This window comes from Pseudomonas sp. Marseille-P9899 (assembly GCF_903166565.1).
In the GTDB taxonomy this organism is placed as follows: Bacteria; Pseudomonadota; Gammaproteobacteria; order Pseudomonadales; family Pseudomonadaceae; genus Aquipseudomonas; species Aquipseudomonas huaxiensis.
On the sequence record NZ_CAESCG010000004.1, the window covers coordinates 189,201 to 212,721 of the forward strand.

21 protein-coding genes and 2 pseudogenes are annotated in these 23,521 nt (G+C 63.3%); 14 read left to right on the top strand and 9 right to left on the bottom strand.

All coding sequences use genetic code 11. The features are described from left to right. The first annotated feature begins 10 nt into the window (after window positions 1-10). The 4 genes from HWV67_RS20595 (at window position 11) to rsd (ending at window position 3,799) form a co-directional block, all read left to right on the top strand. Window positions 11-1,144 carry a uroporphyrinogen-III C-methyltransferase gene (locus HWV67_RS20595; protein ID WP_175652592.1) on the top strand — a complete coding sequence of 378 codons (1,134 nt, stop codon included), beginning with the start codon at window positions 11-13 and terminating at the stop codon, window positions 1,142-1,144. Further along, complete coding sequence (locus HWV67_RS20600) at window positions 1,141-2,379, top strand: heme biosynthesis protein HemY (RefSeq protein ID WP_175652593.1); 1,239 nt, start codon at window positions 1,141-1,143, stop codon at window positions 2,377-2,379. The genes HWV67_RS20595 and HWV67_RS20600 overlap by 4 nt, the downstream gene beginning before the upstream one ends. Before the next feature lie 198 nt (window positions 2,380-2,577). Then, the gene (locus tag HWV67_RS20605) at window positions 2,578-3,099 is read left to right on the top strand and encodes a disulfide bond formation protein B (RefSeq protein WP_095156462.1); all 522 of its coding nucleotides are present in this window, start codon (window positions 2,578-2,580) and stop codon (window positions 3,097-3,099) included. Between the two features lie 229 nt (window positions 3,100-3,328). Further along, a complete protein-coding gene (rsd, locus tag HWV67_RS20610; protein ID WP_175652594.1) occupies window positions 3,329-3,799 on the top strand; it encodes a sigma D regulator in 471 nt (156 codons plus the stop codon). Between the two features lie 27 nt (window positions 3,800-3,826). Here the strand turns inward: rsd and HWV67_RS20615 are convergent, their stop codons facing one another. Then, complete coding sequence (locus tag HWV67_RS20615) at window positions 3,827-4,492, bottom strand: FKBP-type peptidyl-prolyl cis-trans isomerase (RefSeq protein WP_175652595.1); 666 nt, start codon at window positions 4,490-4,492, stop codon at window positions 3,827-3,829. A gap of 241 nt (window positions 4,493-4,733) precedes the next feature. Between HWV67_RS20615 and HWV67_RS20620 the strand changes: the two genes are divergently transcribed. Continuing rightward, window positions 4,734-5,639: an AlgP family protein gene (locus tag HWV67_RS20620; RefSeq protein WP_175652596.1), complete on the top strand. Its 906-nt coding sequence runs from the start codon at window positions 4,734-4,736 to the stop codon at window positions 5,637-5,639. Here HWV67_RS20620 and HWV67_RS20625 read toward each other — a convergent pair. Beyond that, window positions 5,615-6,097 (bottom strand): TIGR02444 family protein, encoded by a 483-nt coding sequence (locus HWV67_RS20625; RefSeq protein ID WP_175652597.1) that lies wholly within the window; start codon window positions 6,095-6,097, stop codon window positions 5,615-5,617. The genes HWV67_RS20620 and HWV67_RS20625 overlap by 25 nt on opposite strands. A gap of 50 nt (window positions 6,098-6,147) precedes the next feature. Here HWV67_RS20625 and HWV67_RS20630 point away from each other — a divergent pair, with 50 nt between their 5' ends. The 4 genes from HWV67_RS20630 (at window position 6,148) to HWV67_RS20645 (ending at window position 9,883) form a co-directional block, all read left to right on the top strand. Beyond that, window positions 6,148-8,058 carry an ATP-binding cassette domain-containing protein gene (locus HWV67_RS20630; protein WP_175652598.1) on the top strand — a complete coding sequence of 637 codons (1,911 nt, stop codon included), beginning with the start codon at window positions 6,148-6,150 and terminating at the stop codon, window positions 8,056-8,058. Continuing rightward, window positions 8,058-8,645 (top strand): mechanosensitive ion channel family protein, encoded by a 588-nt coding sequence (locus HWV67_RS20635; RefSeq protein WP_175652599.1) that lies wholly within the window; start codon window positions 8,058-8,060, stop codon window positions 8,643-8,645. Before HWV67_RS20630 ends, HWV67_RS20635 begins: the two co-directional genes overlap by 1 nt. A gap of 84 nt (window positions 8,646-8,729) precedes the next feature. Beyond that, complete coding sequence (locus HWV67_RS20640; RefSeq protein WP_095156455.1) at window positions 8,730-9,362, top strand: LysE family transporter; 633 nt, start codon at window positions 8,730-8,732, stop codon at window positions 9,360-9,362. A 188-nt stretch (window positions 9,363-9,550) separates the two neighbouring features. Further along, window positions 9,551-9,883 (top strand): DUF2834 domain-containing protein, encoded by a 333-nt coding sequence (locus HWV67_RS20645; protein ID WP_175652600.1) that lies wholly within the window; start codon window positions 9,551-9,553, stop codon window positions 9,881-9,883. A 64-nt stretch (window positions 9,884-9,947) separates the two neighbouring features. Here the strand turns inward: HWV67_RS20645 and HWV67_RS20650 are convergent, their stop codons facing one another. The 4 genes from HWV67_RS20650 to HWV67_RS20665 are packed head-to-tail and all read right to left on the bottom strand — an operon-like array spanning window position 9,948 to window position 13,163. Beyond that, window positions 9,948-10,691 (bottom strand): penicillin-binding protein activator LpoB, encoded by a 744-nt coding sequence (locus tag HWV67_RS20650; RefSeq protein ID WP_175652601.1) that lies wholly within the window; start codon window positions 10,689-10,691, stop codon window positions 9,948-9,950. 3 nt (window positions 10,692-10,694) lie between these two features. Next, entirely contained in the window at window positions 10,695-11,285 is a 591-nt protein-coding gene (lpoB, locus tag HWV67_RS20655; RefSeq protein ID WP_095156453.1) for a penicillin-binding protein activator LpoB, read from the bottom strand. A 21-nt stretch (window positions 11,286-11,306) separates the two neighbouring features. Further along, window positions 11,307-11,675 (bottom strand): YcfL family protein, encoded by a 369-nt coding sequence (locus tag HWV67_RS20660; RefSeq protein ID WP_175652602.1) that lies wholly within the window; start codon window positions 11,673-11,675, stop codon window positions 11,307-11,309. Between the two features lie 12 nt (window positions 11,676-11,687). Then, on the bottom strand, window positions 11,688-13,163 hold the full coding sequence (locus tag HWV67_RS20665) for a COG3014 family protein (RefSeq protein ID WP_175652603.1): 1,476 nt from the start codon (window positions 13,161-13,163) through the stop codon (window positions 11,688-11,690). Window positions 13,164-13,481: 318 nt separating this feature from the next. Between HWV67_RS20665 and HWV67_RS20670 the strand changes: the two are divergent. Both HWV67_RS20670 and HWV67_RS20675 read left to right on the top strand, forming a co-directional pair. Beyond that, a pseudogene (locus HWV67_RS20670) lies at window positions 13,482-15,379 on the top strand (FTR1 family protein). A 66-nt stretch (window positions 15,380-15,445) separates the two neighbouring features. Beyond that, window positions 15,446-15,907, top strand: a complete 462-nt coding sequence (locus HWV67_RS20675; protein WP_095156498.1) for a YaiI/YqxD family protein — start codon at window positions 15,446-15,448, stop codon at window positions 15,905-15,907. A 30-nt stretch (window positions 15,908-15,937) separates the two neighbouring features. On the opposite strand, the gene elbB is transcribed toward HWV67_RS20675, so the two are convergent. Beyond that, a complete protein-coding gene (elbB, locus tag HWV67_RS20680; RefSeq protein WP_175652604.1) occupies window positions 15,938-16,603 on the bottom strand; it encodes an isoprenoid biosynthesis glyoxalase ElbB in 666 nt (221 codons plus the stop codon). A gap of 113 nt (window positions 16,604-16,716) precedes the next feature. Here elbB and HWV67_RS20685 point away from each other — a divergent pair. Beyond that, window positions 16,717-17,925 (top strand): annotated as a pseudogene (locus tag HWV67_RS20685) (sterol desaturase family protein); the annotation flags it as partial. Here HWV67_RS20685 and HWV67_RS20690 read toward each other — a convergent pair. Beyond that, window positions 17,845-18,492: a DedA family protein gene (locus HWV67_RS20690; RefSeq protein WP_175652605.1), complete on the bottom strand. Its 648-nt coding sequence runs from the start codon at window positions 18,490-18,492 to the stop codon at window positions 17,845-17,847. The pseudogene HWV67_RS20685 and the gene HWV67_RS20690 sit on opposite strands and share 81 nt — an antisense overlap. 208 nt (window positions 18,493-18,700) lie before the next feature. On the opposite strand from HWV67_RS20690, the gene hemB reads away from it, so the two are divergent. Both hemB and ppk1 read left to right on the top strand, forming a co-directional pair. Beyond that, window positions 18,701-19,711, top strand: coding sequence for a porphobilinogen synthase (gene hemB, locus HWV67_RS20695; protein WP_175652606.1), 1,011 nt, complete (start codon window positions 18,701-18,703; stop codon window positions 19,709-19,711). A gap of 19 nt (window positions 19,712-19,730) precedes the next feature. Next, the gene (gene ppk1, locus HWV67_RS20700) at window positions 19,731-21,956 is read left to right on the top strand and encodes a polyphosphate kinase 1 (RefSeq protein WP_175652607.1); all 2,226 of its coding nucleotides are present in this window, start codon (window positions 19,731-19,733) and stop codon (window positions 21,954-21,956) included. Here the strand turns inward: ppk1 and ppx are convergent. Further along, a complete protein-coding gene (gene ppx / locus HWV67_RS20705; protein WP_175652608.1) occupies window positions 21,943-23,445 on the bottom strand; it encodes an exopolyphosphatase in 1,503 nt (500 codons plus the stop codon). The genes ppk1 and ppx overlap by 14 nt on opposite strands. Between the last annotated feature and the right edge of the window lie 76 nt (window positions 23,446-23,521).

The window sequence follows — 23,521 nt, forward strand, 5'->3', positions numbered from 1 at the left end:
GGATGGATACGTGAGCGAAACAGCCTTGCCCAACGATGATCTGCAAACGACGTCCGAGGCTTCGACGAAACCCGCGCCCGAGTCATCCGGGCGCTCTGGCAATGGTCTGGCGATCCTCGCCCTGCTGCTCGGCGCCGCGGGTGTGGCTGCCGGTGGCTGGGGGTTGTGGCAGGTTCGTCACTTGCAGCAGTCGAGCCAGGTCCAGGTTGACCAGGTACGCCAACTGAACGAGCAGACCGAAGCCCTGCAGGCCCGTGAGCAGCAACTCACGGCGCAGTTGAGCAGCCTGCCGCCGGCCAGCGAGCTGGAAGACCGCCGCCGTCTGGTGGCGCAACTGCAGGGTGACCAGCAACGCCTGAGCCAGCGCCTCGAAACCGTGCTCGGAGCCAGCCGCAAGGACTGGCGCCTGGCCGAGGCGGAGCACCTGCTGCGTCTGGCCAGCTTGCGCTTGTCTGCCTTGCAGGACATCGCCAGCGCCCGCGCGCTGGTCGAGGGCGCGGACCAGATTCTACGCGAACAGAGCGATCCCGCTTCGTTCGCCGCCCGCGAGCAACTGGCCCGCAGCCTGGCCGCGCTGAACAGCGTGGAGCAGCCGGACCGCACCGGCTTGTTCCTGAAGCTGGCCGCACTGCGTGAGCAGGTGGTGCAGCTCAATGTGCAGGCGCCGGAGTTCAAGGCTGACGGTGAATCCTCGTCCGGCCTGACCGCCGATGGCGATGGTGCCAGTCGCTGGTCGCAATGGTGGGAGCAGATCTCGCGCTACTTCCGCATCGACTTCAATGCCGATCAGAACATCAAGCCGCTGCTCGCCGGGCAGGCGCTGAGCCAGGTGCGCCTGGCCCTCAGCCTGGCGCTGGAGCAGGCGCAGTGGGCCGCGCTCAATGGCGAAGCGAAGGTCTACACCCAGGCGCTGGATGAGGCCCGTGGTGTGCTGCTGGCCAACTTCAATCGGGACAACGAGCAGGGTCGCTTGATGCTCGACCAGCTCAACGCGCTGGTGAAAGCGCCGGTGACGGTGGTGACACCGGACCTGGCCGAAAGCCTCAGCGCCGTGCAGGCGTACCTCGAGCGGCGTCATATGCCGGCCGAGGAAGCGGTACTGCGCCAGCCCGCCGAAGATAAAACCCAGGAGGCCAAGCCATGAAGCGCGCCTACCTGCTGGTGGTGGTGGCGATCGTCGTCGCCACCCTGTTGGGTATCGCCGTGGCCCGGCACAGCGGCTATGTCCTGATCGCGTACGACACCTTCCGCTACGAATCGAGCCTGTGGGCGACCCTCGCGTTGGTGGCGGCCGTGATCCTGGCGTTGTGGTTGCTGCGCGTGGTGATCGGTCTGGTGTTCACCTCCACCGGGCTGGTCAATCCATGGTCGCGGCACAACCGCAGCCGCCGTACCCGGATCGCTATCGAGCAAGGCCAGATGGACCTCGCCGAAGGTCGCTGGGCCAGCGCGCAGAAACACCTGCACCGCGCCGCGGAGGCCGAGCGCCAGCCACTGCTGTACTACCTCGGCGCGGCCCGCGCGGCCAACGAGCTGGGCCGTACCGAAGACAGTGACAACCTCTTGGAGCGGGCGCTGGAGCGTCAGCCACAGGCGGAACTGGCCATTGCCCTGACGCACGCGCAGCTACAGGTCGATCGCGGCGATACCGAGGCTGCGTTGGTCACCCTGCAGACGATGCATGAGCGTCATCCGCACAACGCGCAGGTACTGCGTCAGTTGCAGCGTCTGTATCAACAACGTGGCGACTGGTCGGCGCTGATTCGGCTGATGCCGGAATTGCGCAAGGACAAGGTACTGTCGGCGAAGGAACTGGCGGACCTCGAACGTCGCGCCTGGGGCGAGAACCTGAGCCTGGCGGTGCAGCGCGAGGACGATGGTCAGGCAGCCCGGCAATCGTTGGAGCGTGCCTGGCAACAACTGACCAACGCCCAGCGCCAGGAGCCGCAACTGGTGCTGGCCTACGCCGAGCAATTGCGCCAACTGGGCGCCGAGGGCACGGCAGAGGAAGTGTTGCGCACCGCGCTCAAGCGTGAGTACGAAAGCCATCTGGCGCGCCTCTACGGCCTGGTGCGTGGCAGTGATCCGGCGCGGCAACTGCAAACCGCCGAAGGCTGGCTCAAGACGCACGCCGACGACCCGAGCCTGCTGCTGACCCTGGGGCGTCTGAGCTTGCAGAACCGTCTGTGGGGCAAGGCCCGCGACTATCTGGAAGACAGCCTGCGCCTGCAACGCAACCCGGAAACCTGCGCCGAGCTGGCGCGCCTGTTGGCCGGCCTGGGCGACAACGAGCGCAGCAATGCGCTGTTCCAGGAAGGCCTGGGTCTGCTCGACGAACGCCTCCTGGCGTTGCCGCTGCCGGATCCGGTGCGGGCGTGATCGACGCCGCGGACTGAACGGCAGGTTTGGTCCGCGGTGGTGACGGTGTGAGTTTTCCTGCGCAGGGTTGAGGATTTTTCTTATCCTGTTCGGCGAAAATTCTAACAAAATCAGAGATTTGTCTACTTCGTTGCTTCTTGAAACAACGGGGGCGTTTCCTCTACCGTTGCGCAATCTCTTTCCTGCCTTGGTTCTGCCATGCCGCTGGCCTGTCTGCGTTCAATCTTCCTCCCGGCTTTCCTGGCTTCCTTTCTGGTGCTTTGCGGCGCGTTCTACCTCGAGTTCGGCCTGGGGCAGATTGCCTGTCCGCTGTGTCAGGGGCAGCGGCTGTTGCTGGCGGCGTTCTCGCTGGTCTGCCTGTGTGGGCTGATTCATCGCCCCTCCCGCCGGGTCGCTCGCCGGTATCTCTGGCTGTGCCTGGCGCTGGCCATTGCGGGCGCGCTGCTCGCAACCCGGCATGTTTGGCTGCAAGGGCTTTTTCCTACCGACGACACGCCTTGCCTGCAGTCCATGGACTATCTGGTCGAGCAGGGAAGCCTCATCGAGTGGTTGCAAGGCATGCTGGTGGGGGCGGCGGAATGCGTGCCGATCACCTGGAGTTTCATGGACCTGAGTGTGCCGGAATTGAGCCTGCTGGCGTTTCTCGGGCTCGGCGTGATGGTGGTGTCGAGATTGTTACCTTGGCGTGAGGTGAACCCGCCCAACCCGGCGCGGTCATGAAAGGGGGCCGCCGGTCGTTTGAATCACCGGTGGCGATGCGTCGCAGGCTTAAACACTTGTATGAAACTAGTCACCTGCGTACCTTGAAGCCAAGGGCGTGCGGGAATAATCTCCCCTGCACGCATACCGAAAACACTGCTGCTCAATGCCGTTCTGCCGTTATTCCTTTTTGTATCTCAGCCTTGAGATACGGGGCGCAGGGGCACGACCCACTAGGGATGAGACCGCCATGTTAGATAGTTGTCAGAATGCTCAGGAACGCTGGGGTGGGGTTCACAAGCTCATTGATCGCTGGCTGCAAGAGCGTAGGGAGTTGGTCACTGCGTTTCGCGAGTTGCGCGATGCCAAGCAGGCATTTGCCGACAAGAAAGCCAATGCCCGTTTCTGCGAGATTCTCGTGGACTATGTTTCAGCCTGGCACTTCGAAATCTGCGAACAACTGGTCAGCGAAGCCAAAGCGTTTGGCGATGACGGTGGGCTGAAACTGGCTGAACAAATCAACCCGCGCATCAATGACAGTACTCAGCTCGCGTCGGCCTTCAACGACAATTGCCACAAAGGCGAATGCAAGGACGCCGAGCGTTTCGCCGAAGAGCTGAGCAAGCTCGGTGGTCAGTTGCGCGAGCGCTTCGAACTGGAAGACTGTCTGATCGAGGTGCTGCACACCGCGCACAAGGAAGAGGTCGCCACCCAGGCCTGATCCTTCTGCGATGACGTTGCCGGCCTGTCAGTCGGCAACGCCGAGCAATTCAATCTCGAATACCAGCGGCGTGTACGGTGCGATCAGATCGCCCGCACCGTCCGCCCCGTAGGCTTGCGCCGAAGGGATCACCAGGCGGTATTTCGAACCCGCCGCCATCTCCGGCAACGCTGTTTGCCAGCCTTCGATCACGCTGCCCAGTTTGAACCACTGCGGTTGGTTGTTCTGATCGAACACCGTGCCATCCGGCAATTTCCCCACATAACGAACCTGCACCCTGCCACCCGCTTTCGGCTTGGCGCCGTTGCCTGCCTGCAGCTCGGTCATCAGCACGCCGTCACTGAGCTCACGCACACCGGCGCGGCCGCGCTCGGTGGCCATGAAACGCTTTTCCGCTGCCAGCGCCTGCTCGACCTGCGATTGCGCGGCGGCGGCAGTGGCCTGCTCGTCGTGCCTGGCGAGGACGGCATCAATCCGCGCCTGGCTCAGCGCCAGCGGCTTGTTCTGATAAGCCTGTTGCAGGCCCTCGATCAACGCCTGGAGTTGCAGCCCCGGAACCTCCTGGCGCAGGCGCTCACCCAGGCTGGCGCCAAGGCTGTAGGCGAGGTCGTGATCCGATGTGGCGGGGGTGGTCTGTTCCGCGAAAGCCGGCGGCAGCATGAGGACTAATGACAGCAACAAATAGCGCGACACGGGCAGGCTCCGAAAAGACCGAAGAAGAGTTTCGAGCGGTGTTGATTATGCCGTCGGCATGGCGCAATTAGTTAATTATCGGCAGTCGGAAATACAGCATCTACACTTGTTTTCGAGCTGCAGCGATAACAACTTTGCCCAGGCATGCAACGCGGCGTCTCCCTTGCGGTCAACATGCCCTAGCGGCGATAGCAGCACAGGTCTAGTATGAGCCGCAATTTCGTCAGCCAGGAGGTAAGCCATGTCGGCCAACAAGAAGCCAGTCAATACGCCTTTGCACCTGCTACAACAACTCTCGGGCAGCCTGCTCGAGCATTTGGAGAACGCCTGCTCGCAAGCGCTGGCTGATGCGGAAAAACTCCTGTCCAAGTTGGAAAAACAACGTGGCAAGGCTCAGGAAAAACTGCACAAGTCTCGCCTCAAACTTCAGGATGCCGCTACCGCCGGTAAAGCCAAGGCACAGGACAAGGCAAAAACTGTAGTAAGTGAGTTGGAAGGACTGCTCGATTCGTTGCAAGAGCGTCAAGCGCAAACCCGCACTTATATTTCTGGGCTCAAGCGTGATGTTCAGGAAAGCTTGAAGCTGGCCCAGGGTGTTGGCAAAGTTCGTGATGCCGTGTCCAAGACACTGTCCACTCGCGCACCGGCCAAGCCTGCCGCGAAACCAGCCGCCAAGACCGCTGCCAAGCCAGCCGCAAAAGCCGCTGCTGCCAAGGCGCCGGCCAAACCTGCTGCCAAGCCGGTAGCCGCCAAAGCCCCAGCCAAACCGGCTGCCAAGCCCGCCGCAGCCAAAGCACCTGCCAAGCCTGCCGCCGCCAAACCAGTAGCCGCCAAACCGGCCGCCGCCAAAGCCCCGGCCAAGCCAGCACCCAAACCCGTCGCCGCCAAGGCTCCGGCCAAACCGGTAGCCGCGAAGGCTCCAGCCAAGCCAGCGGCCACCAAGGCACCAGCCAAACCGGCTGCTGCCAAAGCGCCAGCCAAACCCGCCGCCGCCAAGGCACCTGCCAAGCCAGCAGCAGCGAAACCTGCCGCCAAGCCCGCTACCCCTGCCGCTACACCAGCAGCGCCAGCGTCGCCGGCTCCTGCGGCTTCCGCTCCAGCCAGCGCTCCAGCAGCAACCACTCAATCTCCGTCGACGGCTTCCTGAGTCGTCACCACTGCGGCGCGCAGCACCTGCAGCGCGTCGTGGTGATGGGAGATGGCCGGCGCCAGCCGTGCTAGCCAGCTATCCGGCGGGGCTTTGTCCCCGTCCGGCCAGCCGGCACAAATACCCTGTAAACGTTCCAGTTGCAGGCGCTCCGCATCCAGTTCCAGCCCCTTGATTCGCTCGCGCAACGCCGCCAGTTGGCTGTCCGCAGTCGCTTGCGCGCGCCATTGCTGTCGCAGTGACCTCAACGGTTGCACCACGTCGCGCTGCCACGGGCCAGCCAGTTGCCGCAATTGTTCGGTGCGCTCATCGCTGGGCACGACTGCGCGTCGGTCGAGCCACGCCGCGCACAGCAGCAGGCAGACATCCGCGCCCTGCGTCTGAAGTTCCAGGCAGGCTTGTTCCACGCCAGGCCGGGCATAGAGCCCGATGGCGAAATTCCACAGGTCGGTGTGCATGGTCCCACTCGCGCCAGTTGCCATCGAAGCTGGTAGACTCCGCGGCCATTATGATCAGACTCTCGAACCTCACTTTACAGCGTGGTCCGCAACGCCTGCTAGAAGGCGCGGAGCTCACCCTGCACGCCGGCCACAAAGCCGGTTTGATCGGCGCCAACGGCGCCGGCAAGTCCAGCCTGTTCGCCTTGCTGCGCGGCGAGCTCACACCCGACGCCGGCAACTGTCAGTTGCCCGGCGACTGGCGTATCGCCCACATGCGCCAGGAGGTCGACACCCTCGACCGCCTCGCCGTGGACTATGTGCTGGACGGAGATGTGCACCTGCGCAAGGTCCAGGACGCGCTTGTCGCCGCCGAAGCCGCCGATGACAACATCGCCCTGGCGCGGCTGCACATCGAGCTCGACAGCGCCGACGGCTACACCGCCGATGCGCGGGCGCGCAAGCTGCTGGCTGGCCTCGGCTTCAGCAACGAGCAGATGGACCGCCGTGTCGGCGACTTCTCCGGTGGCTGGCGGATGCGTCTGAACCTGGCGCAGGCACTGATGTGCCCCTCCGACCTGCTGCTGCTCGACGAACCCACCAACCACCTGGACCTCGACGCGATCCTCTGGCTGGAAGACTGGCTCAAGGGCTATCCCGGCACGCTGCTGCTGATCTCCCACGACCGTGATTTCCTCGATGCCGTGGTCGATCACGTCGCCCATGTCGAGCAGTGCAAGCTGACGCTCTACCGCGGCGGCTACAGCGCCTTCGAGCGGGCCCGGGCCGAGCGCCTGGCGCAACAGCAGCAGGCGTACGAGAAGCAGCAGGCGCAGCGCGCCCACATGGAAAAATACATCGCCCGGTTCAAGGCCCAGGCAACCAAGGCCCGTCAGGCGCAGAGCCGGATCAAGGCCCTTGAGCGCATGGAAGAACTGTCGGCGGCCCACGTCGATTCACCGTTCGACTTCGTTTTCCGTGAGTCCGAGAAGATCTCCAGCCCGCTGCTCGACCTCGCCGAAGCCCGCCTGGGCTATGGCGACAAAACCGTGCTGGAGAAGATCAAGCTGCAACTGGCACCGGGTGCCCGTATCGGCCTGCTGGGCCCTAACGGCGCGGGCAAGTCGACACTGATCAAGAACCTCGCGGGCGAGCTGGAGCCATTGGCCGGTCGTCTGGTACGTGGCGAGAACCTGGTGGTCGGCTACTTCGCCCAGCACCAGCTCGACTCCCTCGACAGCAAGGCTAGCCCGTTGCTGCACCTGCAGCGCCTGGCGCCGACTGAGCGCGAACAGACGCTGCGCGATTTCCTCGGCGGTTTCGACTTCCGTGGCAATCGCTGCGACGAGCCGGTGCTGAATTTCTCCGGTGGCGAGAAGGCCCGCCTGGCCCTGGCGCTGATCGCCTGGGAGCGGCCGAACCTGCTGCTGCTCGACGAACCGACCAACCACCTCGACCTGGAAATGCGCCTGGCGCTGACCATGGCGCTGCAGGAATTCAGCGGCGCCGTCGTGGTGGTCTCTCACGATCGTCATCTGCTCAAGAGCACCACGGACGAGTTCCTGCTGGTCGCCGACGGCAAGATGGAAGCCTTCGACGGCGACCTCGATGACTACGCCCGCTGGCTGGTGGAGTATCGCCAGCGCAACGCGCCGGTCAGTACGACGCCGGCCAACCCCGACAAGACCGACAAGAAGGCCCAGCGCCAGGCCGCCGCGGCCCTGCGCCAGCAATTGGCACCGCACAAGCGCGAGGCCGACAAGCTCGAAGCCGAGCTGGGCAAGCTGCACGCGGAGCTGGCGAAAGTCGAAGCGAGCCTCGGCGACAGCGGTGTCTACGAGGCCGCCCGCAAGGACGAACTGCGTGACCTGCTGGCCCGTCAGGCCCAGCTCAAAAGTCGCGAAGCGGAACTGGAAGAAGCCTGGATGGAAGCGCTCGAAGTGCTGGAAAACATGCAGGCGGAGCTGGAGGCATTGTCCTGATGGAGTCGTTGCGGCAGATGTTGCCGGTGGAGTGGATCGGACCGTTCTGGATGGGTTTGCAGATCCTGCTGATCCTGGTGGTGGCGTTCGTCCTGCAACGCCTGGTTGCCCGCTGCCTGAAACGCCTGAGCGAGCGCTACCCGCTACCGCCGCAACTGATGGTGCCGCTGCGCGGCGGCCTGCGCTGGCTGATCATGGGCAGTGCTTTGCTGTTTGTGCTGGAGCGGCTCGGGGTTTCGGCCACGGTGTTGTGGACGGCGCTGTCGGGCTTTGTCGCGGTTGCCGCGGTGGCGTTCTTCGCGATCTGGAGCGTGCTGTCGAACCTGCTCTGCGCGGTGTTGATCTTCACGGTCGGTCCGTTCCGCATCGGCGATGTGGTTGAACTGGTCGACACCACCGACAAGCCGGGCATCAAGGGCCGGGTCACGGCCATCAACCTGCTGTTCACCACCCTGGTGGAACTGCCGGAAACCGGCGGCGCGCTGGTGCAGGTGCCGAACAGCCAGTTCTTCCAGAAGTCCGTGCGGCGCTGGCGTGGCAGTGATGTCTTGCCACTGGTGACCGAGGACAAGTCGAGCGGTCATTGAGCGGTCGCTGAAAAATTTTGTGGTGATTTCTTTTCCAGCGGATTAGCGTGAGGCCTTGAACCGATTTTTTGGCCGAGGTGTGTCATGTCGCTGGAAACGTGGTTGGCTTTTTTCGCCGCCTGTTGGGTAATCAGTCTGTCGCCGGGTGCAGGGGCTATCGCCTCCATGTCCTGCGGTTTGCAATATGGCTTCTGGCGCGGTTACTGGAACGCCCTGGGCCTGCAACTGGGCCTGATCCTGCAGATTGCGATCATTGCCGCCGGCGTCGGCGCTATCCTCGCGGCGTCGGCCACCGCGTTCCAGATCATCAAGTGGTTTGGCGTGGCCTATCTGATCTACCTGGCAGTGAAGCAATGGCGAGCACTGCCGGCTGACCTGTCCGACGACGCTGCGGTCCGTCCGATCGGCAAGCCGCTGAGCCTGGTGTTCCGGGGTTTCCTGGTCAACGTCAGCAACCCCAAGGCGCTGGTCTTCATGCTCGCGGTGCTGCCGCAGTTCATCAACCCGCATGAGCCGCTGCTGCCGCAATACGTGGCGATCACCGTGACCATGATCAGCGTGGACCTGCTGGTGATGGCCGGCTACACCGGTCTGGCCTCTCGCGTGCTGCGCCTGCTGCGCACGCCCAAGCAGCAACGCCGGATGAACCGCACCTTCGCCGGCCTGTTCCTGGGCGCGGCGACCTTGCTGGCGACCATTCGCCGGGCGCCGGTCTGATTCGATCTGCAATGCAAAAAGGCGACCTGAGAAGGTCGCCTTTTTTGTTTCGCGCGAGTTCCGGCATGGCGTACGCTGCGGCGCCAGGCGGTAAGCAATTTGGAGAGTTTTGGCCGACCATTTCAGCCAGAGACGGCCAGTGGCGGCGTGATTGGCATGACGCCAGGTTGGCCCCTACAGGAGTTCACATGCAGGTCATCTATCTTTTCTTCTGCTTTGCGGGCGCGGCGTTGCCCCTTTCGCAGTTCGTCCCTTGGCTTGCGGCGCAGGGCCTCGATCTACCGCTGCTGTTGCAGCAGGCAACCGCTGACTCCATCACAGCATTCGCTTGGGCTGATGTCCTGGTTTCAGGACTGGTGGTCATTGTGTTCGTGCTTGCCGAAGGTCGCAGGCTGGCGGTCCCTCGACTGTGGTTGCCGTTGTGCGGCCTTGCCGTCGGGCCGTCACTGGCATTGCCACTCTTTCTCTTGCTTCGCGAGCGCCATCTTGCGGCTGCCAGGCTTGAGGCCGGTGTTGCCTGACCGCTGCTTCGTTTCAAGCCCCAGGCATTTTGGGCAAGGGGCTTGAAGCGAGCTTTTTTGTGCCTTAGCGCAGAACCCGCGCTGGCTCATCCGGCGGCAGGTTGTTGCCACCCTGGTAGCTGCGAGGCTGTCCCGATACCGGTCCGCCCAACTGCTCGGCCAGTTGCCGGGCGACATCGATGCCCAGCTCTTTCGACACTTCACGCACCACCTTCGGCCGGCTCAGGCTGATTTTCGCGTCGCGACCGTTGACCAGCTTGGTTTGCTGGCCTTCACCCATGGCGGTGAACGCCGAGGTGATTTCGTAGGTGCGGGTGTTGATCAGGCTGAAGTCGGCCACCAGGGTCAGGCCCAACACCGCCGAGTAGCTGTTGGTGTTGTCGATGGCGTTGGTGTCCTGCTCGAAGTCGACATCCGACAAGGTGCCGAACAGCACATAGTCCGCGCCCTTGAAGTGGCCGGCCTTGATGCGCTTGATGATGTCGTAGACGTCACCCTTGGCGTCGGCGGTGTAGGGCGTGCCCTGCACCAACTGGAACATCCCGGACTTGATGATCTCGCCCTTGATGTCGCCGCTGAACTTGCGCAGTTCGGTCTGCTCGATGTAGCTCTGGCTGCTCTCGAACTCGTTGTAGTTCGACGAGCCGCTGGCGCTATACATGCTTGCCTGCGAACTGTTCTGCGCAGAAACGATGTGGATGTACTGCTCCACACGTTCTTGATACGCAAGGTCGGTGACCGCCACCTTGGGGGCCGCCTGTACGCCAAAGGCGCAGGCCAGGCCCAGAATTCCCATCCATGCGCGCATTGCTTATCGCTCCGTGGTCTTGCGGATTTCTTTCTCGTCCATCCACTCGGCCAGGCCGCTTTCGACGTCGATCAGTTGCAGGCTGAATTTGTAGAAGACGTCCTTGTAGTCTTCGCTGCGCTTGACGATCGAGCTGATCGAGCCTTCCAGGCGGTATTTGGCGGCGATCATGTTGCCGGTCTTGGCGACGGTGTTTTTCTTGTACAGGCCGCTCTGGTTCTGCAGCTTGAGCTGATCGACCTGGCTCTGCATCTGGTTGTTGTCGCTGGCGAAGCGGGCGGTGCCGGACTTCATCAACTGGGTCTTGATCGAGGTGGTGATCTCGCGGGTATCGATGTACTCGCTGGTCTTGTTCTTCACGTCGTAGACCTGAACCACCGGACGACCTTGCAGCACGCCGGACTGGGCCAGGGAGCGGGTCATGGTTTCGGCGATCATTTGCAGGTCGGTGGAACCGAATTCATTGGTTACCAGTTCGACGGCCTTGCTGTCGCCGTAGCTGATGTTCTTGCCGCCCAGCACGGGGGAGGGCGACGAGCAGCCGCTGGCCAGGGCAACGACGGCGGCGAGCAGGGAAAGCTGGACAAACTTCATGTAGAAAACTCCGGAAAAAAATTACTGAGACTGGACTTCGAGACGGAAATCGGTGGCCTGGGGAACCGGCGCAATCGCTGGCAGGACGCTGGATTGCGAACCGTACAGGGTCAGGGTCTTCCAGCTTTCCTCGTCGGCGACGGGGAAGCCGTCGTTGCCCAACCAGGCGAAGCGGTAGAAGAGGGTCTTGTTGCTGCTGCTGGTGTTGTTCAGCGCGACCTTGACGGTGAGAAAGCCGTTCTCGCGGGCGACCCGCATCGGGCCGGTCTCGATGTTCTTCAGCTTGCCCATGACTACGACTTTGCTGGCGGCGCTGCCGGGAGCGGGCGGCGGTGTGGCGCAACCGGCCAGCAGGGCGGCGGCGAGGGCGATGGCGAGTTTGAAGCGCATGACAGTCCTTGGTTACTTGAGGGTGGCGACGGCGGCTGCCGGAGCCGGAGGTGTGAGGAGCCTGGCGGAGCCGGCGGCGAAGACCTGGTTGCCGACGACGCGCAGCGAAACGACCTGATAAGGACGGTCGACTTTCACCACGATCTTGCTGCCGCCCAGGCCTGAAGGCAGGCTCAACTGGTGCTCGCCCGGACTCAGGCGCACGCGGGCGACCAGGGTTTCGTTGGGCAGGGTGCGCCAGGTGCGGGTGTCAGCGCCTTCGGTGATGGCCGAGGCGATACCGACGGCCAGTCCGGCCAGCGGGTTGACGTCGTTGAGCTGCTTCTGCGTCACCGCGCGGGTGACGGCGCGCACGCTGGTGCGCAGGATGATGCCCGGCATGTCGTCGCGCAAGGCCCGGCGAGACATGGCCGAAGTGCTGTTGAGCGTGGTCAGCGACAGCGACTTGTCGTCCAGCGTGACCTGGCCAACATGGGCGGTGGACGTGTCTTCACGGATGATCGGGAACGACAGCGGGGTGATCACCAGATTGCCGCTGATTACCAGCGGCAACGGGATGCGGATCGAGTCGCGGGCTGGCGCCAGGCCGCTCTGGACCACGATCAGCACGTCGCTGTCCTGGCTCTTGGGTTTTTCCACGACGACTTCTTTGGCCTTGCCTTTGCGCTTGCCCTTGTCCTTGCTGGCGACGGGGGCGGGCTCACTGCTGTTGTCGGTGCTCTTGTCGAGGTCGAGCAGGGCCTGTTCCAGCAGCGGGGTGTTGGGCAGCAGTTCGGCAGCCTTGCGATAACCCGGCGCGGCCAGGCCCTGTTCGCCCAGCGCCTCGTAGACGAAGCCGGACAGGTAATGGCTGAAGGCGCTCTGGTAGCTGTTTTTCAGGCCGATGACTTCGGGCGCATCAAGGGCGGCGACCGGGTAGCCGCGCAGGTCCTTGTACTCGGTCGTGACGCCTTCCTTCTCGGCCTCTTCCTCGCGCTTGAGGTATTCCTTGTCGCGCAGCTCGGCGATCACCGCTTCACGTTCGTGGGTTTTCTTGATTTCGGTGCGGGCGCCGTCGAAGTCGTTCTGCGCGAGCAGGTTCAGGGCCATCTGGGTGGTCAGCATGACTTTTTCATAGTCATAGCCTTCGTAGCGGCGGACCTTGTCGTTGCCCGGGTAGCTGCCGAACTGGCTCAGGTCCTTCTCGGTATCGAGCTTGACCGCCTCTTCCCATTTGAACACCAGCCCGTCGGCCGCGCGCCAGGCAGTCTGGCTGCCGCTCAGGTCGCCCTTGGAGCGCAGCAACTCACCTTTTTCGAAGTAGTAGAGAAGATCCTTGTCTTCGCCTGTGTTGTTTTTCTCCAGCACGGCCAGGGCGGCATCGATGTTGCCGCTGCTCAGGTGCTGGTTGGTTTCCTGGAGTTCGCTGTCGTAGCTGCGGAACACGGAGCAGCCTGTCAGTTGGAGTGCCACGAAGAGTGCGGCAAACGTGAAGACACGGGACTTCATTACTTCTTCCCTGAACAGAGGTTGGGGTCTTTTGGAAGGCCGAAAAGTGCTTTTGAATTGTTCTTTGATTCCGTTAGGGCATAACGGAAGGCGCGCAGTATAGGGGCGGACTTCGCTACTCCAAGACGTGCGGATTGTTACCGAAGGTGAGTGCCAGTACGGGTGCCATTATCTCTGAAGTGCCCGATGAACGGTAACTTCCGCCGCATTCGGAAGGGCAATTAATGAAATTGTTGCTAATTTTTACGATTCGCCTTGAGCCCGCCAGGACGGCGGTGAACAATATTCGCCTCATCGCTACCGTCCGAGACTGGCCCCATGATTTCCCGCTCCCGCTTGTTCGCCTGGCTGTTGTGGCCAATGCTGGTCCTGGGCAGTGCTGCGGCACTGGCTGAACCTGTCGAGGGGGCGGCGAAGGCGTTGCACCTGCTGGACGCCATTGGCGCGGATTACCCGGACACGGTGCAGGCCGGCAACGCGGTGGACAAGGCCGGGCATGGCAAGCAACTGGAGTTCGTCGGGGCCCTGCAAGGGTTGCTCGCCGACCTGCCGGAGCGGCCTCAGCGCAAGGCGTTGCAGGACGGCGTCGCTAATCTGCGCCAGGCCATCAGCGAACATCAAGATGGCGCTAGCGTGACGCGTCAGGCCCGGCAACTGGGCGCGGAGCTGGCGCTGGCGTATGAAGTCAGCCAGGCCCCGGTCATCACGCCCGACCCGACACGCGGCGCGCCGCTTTATGCCCAGCATTGCTCGGTGTGCCACGGCGACAGCGGTGCCGGCGATGGCCCGGCGGGCCTTGGGCTGGAGCCGCCGCCGTCCAACCTGCGGGATGTCGCGCGCCTCGACCGGCTGAGCCTGTTCGATCTGTACAACACCCTCGGTCTGGGCATCGAAGGCACCGACATGCCGTCCTTCGCCGACCAGCTCGACGAGCGTCAGCGCTGGGACCTGGCCTCCTACATCGCCGGTTTCAGTGCCGATCCGGCCAAGGCCGTCAGCGACAAACCGTTCAACCTCGCCGACCTGGCGCGTCAGACCCCGGCCGAAATCGAAGCAGCCCAGGGCGCGCAAGCGCTGCCCGCCTTCCGTGCCCAGCGCGCCAAGCCGCCACAGGTCCAGCGCGGTCCGGGGCAGTTGCTCGACTACACCGCCACCACCCTCGACCAGAGTCTGGCGGCCTACCAGCGCGGCGACCACGAGCAAGCCTACGACTTGTCGGTGGCGGCTTATCTGGAAGGCTTCGAACTGGTGGAAAGCTCGCTCGACAACGTCGATAGCACCGTGCGCAAAGACACCGAAAAAGCCCTGATGGCTTACCGTCAGTCGCTTCAGGACGGCCTGCCGCTGGAGCAGGTCAGCCAGCGTCTGGCCGACGCCAAGGCCAAGCTGAAGGTGTGCGCCGGCCTGCTGGGCAGTGATGGCCTGAGCTGGTCGCTGAGTTATATCTCCGGCCTGCTGATTCTGTTGCGCGAAGGGCTGGAGGCGATCCTCGTTCTGGCAGCCATCCTCGCGTTTCTGCGCAATACCGGGCAGCAGGCGGCGGTGCGCAGCGTCAACATTGGTTGGGGACTGGCGTTGCTGGCAGGCTTCGGCACCGGGCGCTGGCTGCGTATGTGATCGATGTGGGCGGCGCGCAGCGTGAATTGCTCGAAGGCTGCACGGCGCTGTTCGCCTGCGTGATGGTGCTCTGGCTCGGCGTGTGGATGCACGACCGTCGGCATGCCGCAGCCTGGCAGGACTACATCAAGAGCAGCCTGGTGGGCGGCGGTGGTCGCTTCGGCTTCGCCATGCTGGCGTTCTTCTCGGTGTACCGCGAGCTGTTCGAGGTGATCCTGTTCTACGAAACCCTCTGGTTGCAGGCCGGCCCGGCCGGGCATCAGGCGGTGCTGGCGGGCGGCGCCACGGCGCTGGTGCTGCTGGTGGGTCTGGCGTGGGTGATCCTGCGTGGCTCGGCCAAGTTGCCGCTGTCGCTGTTCTTCAGCATCAACGCGGCGCTGCTGTGCGCGCTGTCGGTGGTGTTCGCCGGGCACGGCGTCAAGGCGCTGCAGGAAGCCGGGATCTTCGGCACCCGGCCGGTGCCGTTCTTCGACTTCGACTGGCTGGGCATCCACGCTGACGCCTATTCGCTGGCCGCCCAGGTCGCGGCCCTGCTGGCAATCGCGGTGCTGTATGGCCGCAGTTGGTTCAGCGAGCGGCGCCGCGTTTCGGCGCATTGATTTGAAGCGGGGCGGGCGAGCGGGGATACTGCCCGCCTGTTTCGTCTCGCTGTGGATAACTCAATGATGCGTATCTGGATCGATGCCGACGCCTGCCCCAAGGCCGCGAAGGATCAGATCGTTAAATTCGCGCTCAAGCGTCAATTTGAAGTGGTGATGGTGGCCGGCGGGCCCCAGGCCAAGCCGCCTTTCGCCTGCGTAAAGCTGATCGTGGTGCCGAGCGGGCCGGATGCCGCCGATGATTACCTGGTGGAACACGCGGTCCCCGGTGAACTGGTGATCTGCAGCGATGTGCCGCTGGCCGACCGCCTGGTGAAGAAGGGCGTCGCCGCCCTTGACCCGCGTGGCCGCGAGTTCGATGAGCGCAACATGGGTGAGCGGCTGGCGGTGCGCAACCTGTTCACCGACCTGCGTGAGCAGGGCCAGGTCGGCGGCGGCCAGGCGCCTTATGGCGAACGCGAAAAGCAGGCGTTCGCCAATTCCCTCGACCGCATCCTGACGCGGCTGGCGCGGCAGTTTCCGGGCTGAGGCCGGAGCCGTCAGCCCGGCTAGCCCCGGTCACTCACCTTCGTGGGTCAGTTCCAGTACGCGGTCGACCAGCTTGTAGATACCGCCGGCGGCGTCGCTGATGGACTGGGCGAGCATGTAGGCCGGGGTGCTGACCAGCTTGCGCGCGGTGTCTTCGACAATGCCGTGCACATCGCATTCTTCGTGAGTGCCGCCCATCTTGACGATGGCTGCACTGATCTCGGCATCGTTGCCGATGGTGCAGACCACGCCCGGGCCGTAGATCTTCGCCGCCAGTGCCGGCGAGATGCAGATCAGGCCCACCGGCTTTCCGGCTTCGGCGAATGCTTCGGCCAGGGCCAGGACATCCGGCTGCACGGTGCAGTTGGCGCCTTCAAGAAGCAGGTTGGACAGGTTTTTCGCGGTGCCGAAACCACCGGGCACGATCAGCGCGTCGAAGTCGTTGGCATCGGCTTCGCGCAGGTCCTTGATATTGCCGCGGGCAATCCGCGCGGACTCCACCAGCACATTGCGCGACTCGGGCATTTCCTCGCCGGTGAGGTGGTTGATCACGTGCAGTTGCGCGATGTTCGGCGCGAAGCACTGCACCTGGGCACCACGCTGGTCGAGGCGCAGCAGGGTGATGACGCTTTCATGGATTTCCGCGCCGTCGTAGACGCCGCAGCCTGACAGAATCACAGCAACTTTTTTGGTCATGCTTTCTACTCCCGATTCGAGGCGCTAAATGTCGTCTAATTTGGCAGTTGTCGCCATAGGGATTCCCGCATTGCGGGCCTAATCTTGATCCATTGCCAGAAAATGGACTCGCCATGGACTTCATCCTGCTTGCCGTGCCGTTTTTCTTCGTCTTGATCGCGGTCGAACTGCTGGCTGACCGCTGGCGCGGCGTGAGCAATTATCGGTTGGCGGATGCCGTCAACAGCCTGAGTGCGGGGGTGTTGTCGACCACCACGGGGCTGTTGACCAAAGGGGTGGGGCTGGTGAGTTACGCCATTGCCCTGGAGCACCTGGCGCTGTTCGAGTTGCCGGCGAATGCCTGGTGGGTATGGGTGCTGGCGTTCATCGCCTATGACTTCTGCTACTACTGGCTGCATCGCTTCGGCCACGAGCGCAACATTCTCTGGGCCGCGCATTCGGTGCATCACCAGAGCGAGGACTACAACCTTTCTACCGCGCTGCGTCAGACCAGCACCGGCTTTCTGCTGTCGTGGATCTTCTATCTGCCGCTGGCGGTGCTGGGCGTGCCGCTGCTGGTGTTCGTCAGCGTCGGCGCGCTGAACCTGCTGTACCAGTTCTGGGTGCATACCCGGCACATTCCCAAGCTCGGCTGGTATGAATGGCTGTTCGTCACGCCGTCCAATCATCGGGTCCACCATGCGCAGAATCCTATCTACATAGATCGCAACTACGGTGGCGTGTTCATTCTCTGGGACCGTCTGTTCGGCACCTTCCTCGAAGAAGACGATAACGAACCCGTGGTGTTCGGGGTGACCACGCCGCTGGCGAGCTGGAATCCGCTGTGGGCCAATCTGCAGTTCTACGCCCAGCTCTGGGCGGATGCGCGGCGCACGGGGCACTGGTGGGACAAGCTGCGGATCTGGTTCATGCCCACTGGCTGGCGGCCGGCCGATGTGGCGCAACGTTATCCACAGGCGAAGCAGGATCTGACCAATTTCCGCAAGTTCGAGGTGCCGCTGGGCGGCGCGCAGCAGCTTTATGTGTTGCTGCAATTCGCGGTCTATGTGGCGCTGGGCAGCTATCTGATGAACGCCGGCGGGCACCTGCCGCTGGCAGCGTTGCTGCTGGGCTGGGGGGTGATGGCGTTTGGATTGTTCGTGTTGGGGACGGCGCTGGAGAACCGTCCCTGGGCGCGGCGTCTGGAACTGACGCGGCTGGGGCTGAACCTGCCGGCCTATGCGCTGGCCGGTGTGACCGGTTTAGGGTCGGTCACCGCCCTGGGGTGGGTCGCGCTGCTCGGTTACAGCCTGCTCAGCCTGATCGGCCTGTACTTGAGCCGCCGCTTCCTGTTTGGCAATGCGCGCGGCCTTGAACCGGCGACGCAGCCACAGCAGGGCGCCGAGCACCAGCAGGCCGCCGAGCACCCATAGCTCGTACTTCTTCACGTTGCCCAGCAGGCCTTCGAGAATCGCGCCGAAGTGGTAGGCGGCGGCACCCAGGGCCAGCGCCCAGACCGCCGCGCCGATGCCGTTGAGCAACAGGTAGCGGCGCGGTGGATAACCGGACAGGCCGATGGCCACCGGCATCACGGTACGCAGGCCGTAGACGAAGCGGAAACTCAGCACCCAGATGTCCGGGTGGCGGCGGATATGCTCCAGCGCCCGGTCGCCCATCAACTGCCAGCGCGGCTTGCGTGCCAGCAACTTGCGCCCATGACGACGGCCCATGAAGTACCAGAGCTGATCGCCGGCATAGCTGCCGAAGAACGCCACCAGCACCACCAGGTTGATGTCCATGTATCCGCGGAACGCAAGGAATCCGGCCAGTACCAGGATGGTCTCGCCTTCAAAAAACGTACCTAGAAAAAGGGCAAAGTAGCCGAAATCTTGCAGGAATTCTTGAAGCATTTTCTGGATGCTGGCGAAATGAACGCGCAGCCTACCCCTTCGAGCGCTTTGGGGAAAGTGTCCAAATGTGTCTCGACGTGAACAATTCCTACAAGGGACAATGCCTGCGTCTGTAGGTCGCAGGGTTGTCCCCGCCTGTCACACAAGCGTCATAATGGCCGCTTATAACTGTCGCGCCCGCCTGTCCGCGCGGGCTCAGGAGTCTGCCGTGAGCTTTACCCCTGCCAATCGTCTGTCCCCAGCTACCCGCCTGCGTCGCAACCGCCGTGATGACTTTTCTCGTCGTCTGGTCCGCGAGAATGTCCTGACTGTCGATGACCTGATCCTGCCGGTATTCGTGCTGGACGGTGAAAACCGCCGCGAGGAAGTGGCCTCCATGCCGGGCGTCGAACGCCTGAGCATCGACCTGCTGCTGGAAGCGGCGGCGGAGTGGGTCGAGCTGGGCATTCCGGCGCTGGCACTGTTCCCGGTGACCCCGTCGGAAAACAAATCCCTCGATGGCGCCGAAGCCTGGAACCCCGAAGGCATCGCCCAGCGCGCTACCCGCGCCCTGCGTGCTCGCTTCCCGGAACTGGGCGTGATTACCGACGTCGCGCTTGACCCGTTCACCACCCACGGTCAGGACGGCATCCTTGATGAAGAAGGCTATGTGCAGAACGACATCACCGTCGATGCACTGGTCCGCCAGGCCTTGTCCCACGCCGAAGCCGGCGCCCAGGTGGTCGCTCCGTCGGACATGATGGACGGCCGCATCCAGGCCATCCGCGAAGCCCTGGAACTGGCCGGCCACGTCAACGTGCGCATCATGGCCTACTCGGCCAAGTACGCCAGCGCTTACTATGGTCCGTTCCGCGATGCGGTGGGCTCGGCGCTCAATCTGGGCAAGGCCAACAAGGCCTCGTACCAGATGGATCCGGCCAACACCAATGAGGCGCTGCACGAAGTGGCAGCCGACCTCTCCGAAGGCGCCGATATGGTCATGGTCAAGCCCGGCATGCCATATCTGGATATCCTTCAGCGGGTCAAGGACGAGTTCAAGGTGCCGACCTTCGTTTACCAGGTCAGTGGCGAGTACGCGATGCACATGGCTGCGATCCAGAATGGCTGGCTCTCCGAGGGCGTCATTCTCGAATCGCTCACCGCTTTCAAACGAGCGGGCGCCGACGGCATCCTGACTTACTTCGCTGTACGCGCCGCACAATTGATGAGAGGGCAGTAACGCCCTTCAGGAACGCAAGATGAATAACGAAGCACTGATCGAAGACGCTGTTAAGGATGAACCAGTCGCTCCCGAGCAACTGCTGGAAACTCCGCCAGAACCCGAGGTGGTCGCCGCTCCCCCGGCGGAGGCGCCGGCGGTTGCTCCGGCACCCGCTGTCGCGGTACCGGGCCTGGATGACAGCAGCCTTTACATCCATCGCGAACTGTCGCAATTGCAGTTCAACATCCGCGTGCTGGAACAGGCGCTGGATGAGTCCTATCCCCTGCTGGAGCGGCTGAAGTTTCTGCTGATCTTCTCCAGCAACCTGGATGAGTTCTTCGAAATTCGTGTTGCGGGCCTGAAGAAGCAGATTACCTTCGCTCGCGAGCAGGCCGGCGCCGACGGCCTGCAGCCGCACCAGGCACTGGCGCGGATCAGCGACCTGGTGCACCACGAAGTGCAGCGCCAGTACGCGATCCTCAACGAAGTGCTGCTGCCGGAGCTGGAAAAGCACCAGATCCGCTTCATCCGTCGCCGTCACTGGACGACCAAGCTCAAGACCTGGGTGCGCCGCTTCTTCCGCGACGAGATCGCGCCGATCATCACGCCGATCGGCCTCGACCCGACTCACCCGTTCCCGTTGCTGGTGAACAAGAGCCTGAACTTCATCGTCGAGCTGGAAGGTATCGATGCCTTCGGCCGCGACTCGGGTCTGGCGATCATCCCGGCGCCGCGCTTGCTGCCGCGGGTTATCCGGGTGCCGGAAGAGGTCGGTGGTCCTGGCGACAACTATGTATTCCTTTCGTCGATGATCCACGCGCACGCCGACGACCTGTTCCAGGGCATGAAGGTCAAGGGCTGCTACCAGTTCCGCCTGACCCGTAACGCCGACCTGGCACTGGACTCCGAAGATGTGGAAGACCTGGCCCGCGCCCTGCGCGGTGAGCTGTTCTCCCGTCGCTACGGTGACGCGGTGCGTCTTGAAGTCGCCGATACCTGCCCGAAACACCTGTCCGACTACCTGCTCAAGCAGTTCAGCCTGAGCGAGAGCGAGCTGTATCAGGTCAATGGGCCGGTCAACCTGACCCGCCTGTTCAGCATCACCGGCCTGGACAGCCATCCAGAGCTGCAATACACGCCGTTCACCCCGGCGATCCCCAAGCTGTTGCAGAACAGCGAGAACATTTTCAGCGTGGTGAGCAAGCAGGACATCCTGCTGATGCACCCGTTCGAGTCGTTCACCCCGGTCGTGGACATGCTGCGCCAGGCCGCCAAGGACCCGCACGTCCTGGCCGTGCGCCAGACCCTCTACCGCAGCGGCGCCAACTCGGAAATCGTCGATGCGTTGGTGGACGCGGCGCGTAACGGCAAGGAGGTCACTGCGGTGATCGAATTGCGTGCGCGCTTCGACGAAGAGTCCAACCTGCAGATGGCCAGCCGCCTGCAGGCCGCTGGCGCCGTGGTGATCTACGGTGTGGTCGGCTTCAAGACCCACGCCAAGATGATGCTGATCCTGCGTCGCGAAGCTGGCGAGATCGTCCGCTACGCGCACCTGGGTACCGGCAACTACCACGCCGGCAACGCCCGCCTGTACACCGACTACAGCCTGCTGACCTCTGACGACGCCCTGTGCGAGGACGTCGGCAAGTTGTTCAGCCAGTTGATCGGCATGGGCAAGACCCTGCGCATGAAGAAGCTGCTGCACGCGCCTTTCACCCTGAAGAAAGGCATGCTCGACATGATCGCGCGGGAAACCCAGCTCGCCGTGGAAGGCAAGCCGGCGCACATCATCGCCAAGTTCAACTCGCTGACCGATCCGAAGATCATCCGCGCGCTGTACAAGGCCAGCCAGTCGGGCGTGCGCATCGATCTGGTGGTGCGTGGCATGTGCTGCCTGCGTCCGGGCATCGCCGGCGTCTCGCACAACATCCACGTGCGCTCGATCATCGGCCGCTTCCTGGAGCACACCCGGGTGTTCTACTTCCTCAATGGCGGCGATGAGCAGATCTTCCTGTCCAGTGCCGACTGGATGGAGCGCAACCTCGACAAGCGCGTCGAGACCTGCTTCCCGGTCGAGGGCAAGAAACTGCTGCTACGGGTGAAGAAAGAGCTGGAAGGGTACCTGACCGACAACACCCACTCGTGGATCCTGCAACCGGACGGCCGCTACGTACGCAGCACGCCGACCGGCAATCAGAACCCGCGCAGTGTTCAGGCGACTCTGCTCGAGCGCCTGAGCAATCCGGTGCTTATCGTACGCTGAGGACGAAACCGACCCGGGCCAACCACTCGGCTTCCTGTTCGAAGTCGGCCCGGGTCAACTGGTTCTCTTCCAGCCAGTTATCCGGGAACGCGATGGCCAGGCTGTCGCCATTGGCGTGCAGTTCCACCTTCGGCATCTGTTGGGTGCCGCGGATGTGGTGGAACAGGATGGCGAAGCGCAGCAGTACGCACAGGCGAATGAGCTTCACGCCTTCGTCGCCGAAGTCGGCGAACTTGTCCTTGGGAATGTTGCGGCGGTGGCCACGCACCAGCAGGGCCAGCATTTGCTGGTCTTCGCGGGAGAAGCCGGCCAGGTCGGAGTGTTCGATCAGGTAGGCGCCGTGCTTGTGGTAGTGATAGTGGGCGATGTCCAGGCCCACCTCATGCACCTTGGCCGCCCAGCCCAGCAGTTCACGCCAGATACCGTCTTGTAGATCCCACGCCGCGGCCACCTGGTCGAAGGCGTGCAGCGCCTTGCGCTCGACCCGGGCAACCTGGCCCTGATCGACGTGGTAGCGCTCCATCAGCGAGCTGAGGGTGCGCTCGCGCACGTCTTCGTGATGGTGGCGGCCGAGCAGGTCATAGAGCACGCCTTCGCGCAGGGCGCCGTCGCAGTGGTCCATGCGTTGCAGTTCGAGGGCGTCGAAAATCGCTTCGAGGATCGCCAGGCCCGCCGGGAAGATCGCCCGGCGGTCAGGTTTGACGCCGTCGAAGTCGATCTTCTCGATCTCGCCCAGCTTGAACAGCTTGCGCTTGAGCCAGGCCAGGCCTTCGGCGTTGACTTCACCGTTGCCCAGGCCGCCGGCCTTGATGGCCAGACCAATGGCGCGGATGGTGCCGGATGAACCGATGGCTTCATCCCAGCCCAGGCGGTGCAGGGCGGTTTCGATGCTCATCAGTTCCAGGCGCGCTGCGGTGTAGGCCTGGGCGTAGCGTGCCGGGGTGATCTTGCCATCGCGGAAATAACGCTGGGTGAAGCTGACACAGCCCATTTGCAGGCTTTCGCGCAGCAGCGGTTCGAAACGCTGGCCGATGATGAACTCGGTACTGCCGCCACCGATGTCGGCCACCAGGCGCTTGCCGGGGGTGTCGGCGAGGGTGTGGGAAACACCCAGATAAATGAGGCGGGCTTCCTCGCGGCCGGAAATCACTTCCACCGGATGGCCGAGGATTTCTTCGGCGCGGCGGATGAACTCGCCACGGTTGCGCGCTTCGCGCAGGGCGTTGGTGCCGACGATGCGCACCGAGCCCTGGGGCATGCCGTTGATCAGTTGGGCGAAGCGCTTGAGGCAATCGAGGCCGCGCTGCATGGATTCTTCGTTGAGCTGGCGCTCTTCATTGATGCCAGCCGCCAGTTGAACCTTCTCGCCGAGCCGCTCAAGGATGCGGATTTCGCTGTGATGGGCTTTGGCTACAACCATATGGAAACTGTTGGAGCCAAGGTCAATGGCGGCGATCAGGGAAAGGTTCTTGGCAGGGGAATGCGGCATGTGATGGCTTCTCGGTCGTTAACCCGGCAATCCTGCCACGATAGTCGGTTTACGCCAACGCGGAGCAGTGCAAGGC

Coding starts and splice junctions, on each gene's coding strand:
- HWV67_RS20600 (WP_175652593.1), top strand. CDS start 1,141: ATGAAGCGCGCCTACCTGCTGGTGGTGGTGGCGATCGTCGTCGCCACC.
- HWV67_RS20665 (WP_175652603.1), bottom strand. CDS start 13,163: ATGAAGTCCCGTGTCTTCACGTTTGCCGCACTCTTCGTGGCACTCCAA.
- HWV67_RS20630 (WP_175652598.1), top strand. CDS start 6,148: ATGATCAGACTCTCGAACCTCACTTTACAGCGTGGTCCGCAACGCCTG.
- HWV67_RS20625 (WP_175652597.1), bottom strand. CDS start 6,097: ATGCACACCGACCTGTGGAATTTCGCCATCGGGCTCTATGCCCGGCCT.
- HWV67_RS20690 (WP_175652605.1), bottom strand. CDS start 18,492: ATGCTTCAAGAATTCCTGCAAGATTTCGGCTACTTTGCCCTTTTTCTA.
- elbB (WP_175652604.1), bottom strand. CDS start 16,603: ATGACCAAAAAAGTTGCTGTGATTCTGTCAGGCTGCGGCGTCTACGAC.
- HWV67_RS20650 (WP_175652601.1), bottom strand. CDS start 10,691: ATGCGCGCATGGATGGGAATTCTGGGCCTGGCCTGCGCCTTTGGCGTA.
- HWV67_RS20635 (WP_175652599.1), top strand. CDS start 8,058: ATGGAGTCGTTGCGGCAGATGTTGCCGGTGGAGTGGATCGGACCGTTC.
- lpoB (WP_095156453.1), bottom strand. CDS start 11,285: ATGAAGTTTGTCCAGCTTTCCCTGCTCGCCGCCGTCGTTGCCCTGGCC.
- HWV67_RS20605 (WP_095156462.1), top strand. CDS start 2,578: ATGCCGCTGGCCTGTCTGCGTTCAATCTTCCTCCCGGCTTTCCTGGCT.
- HWV67_RS20645 (WP_175652600.1), top strand. CDS start 9,551: ATGCAGGTCATCTATCTTTTCTTCTGCTTTGCGGGCGCGGCGTTGCCC.
- HWV67_RS20620 (WP_175652596.1), top strand. CDS start 4,734: ATGTCGGCCAACAAGAAGCCAGTCAATACGCCTTTGCACCTGCTACAA.
- ppx (WP_175652608.1), bottom strand. CDS start 23,445: ATGCCGCATTCCCCTGCCAAGAACCTTTCCCTGATCGCCGCCATTGAC.
- rsd (WP_175652594.1), top strand. CDS start 3,329: ATGTTAGATAGTTGTCAGAATGCTCAGGAACGCTGGGGTGGGGTTCAC.
- ppk1 (WP_175652607.1), top strand. CDS start 19,731: ATGAATAACGAAGCACTGATCGAAGACGCTGTTAAGGATGAACCAGTC.
- HWV67_RS20640 (WP_095156455.1), top strand. CDS start 8,730: ATGTCGCTGGAAACGTGGTTGGCTTTTTTCGCCGCCTGTTGGGTAATC.
- HWV67_RS20675 (WP_095156498.1), top strand. CDS start 15,446: ATGCGTATCTGGATCGATGCCGACGCCTGCCCCAAGGCCGCGAAGGAT.
- HWV67_RS20660 (WP_175652602.1), bottom strand. CDS start 11,675: ATGCGCTTCAAACTCGCCATCGCCCTCGCCGCCGCCCTGCTGGCCGGT.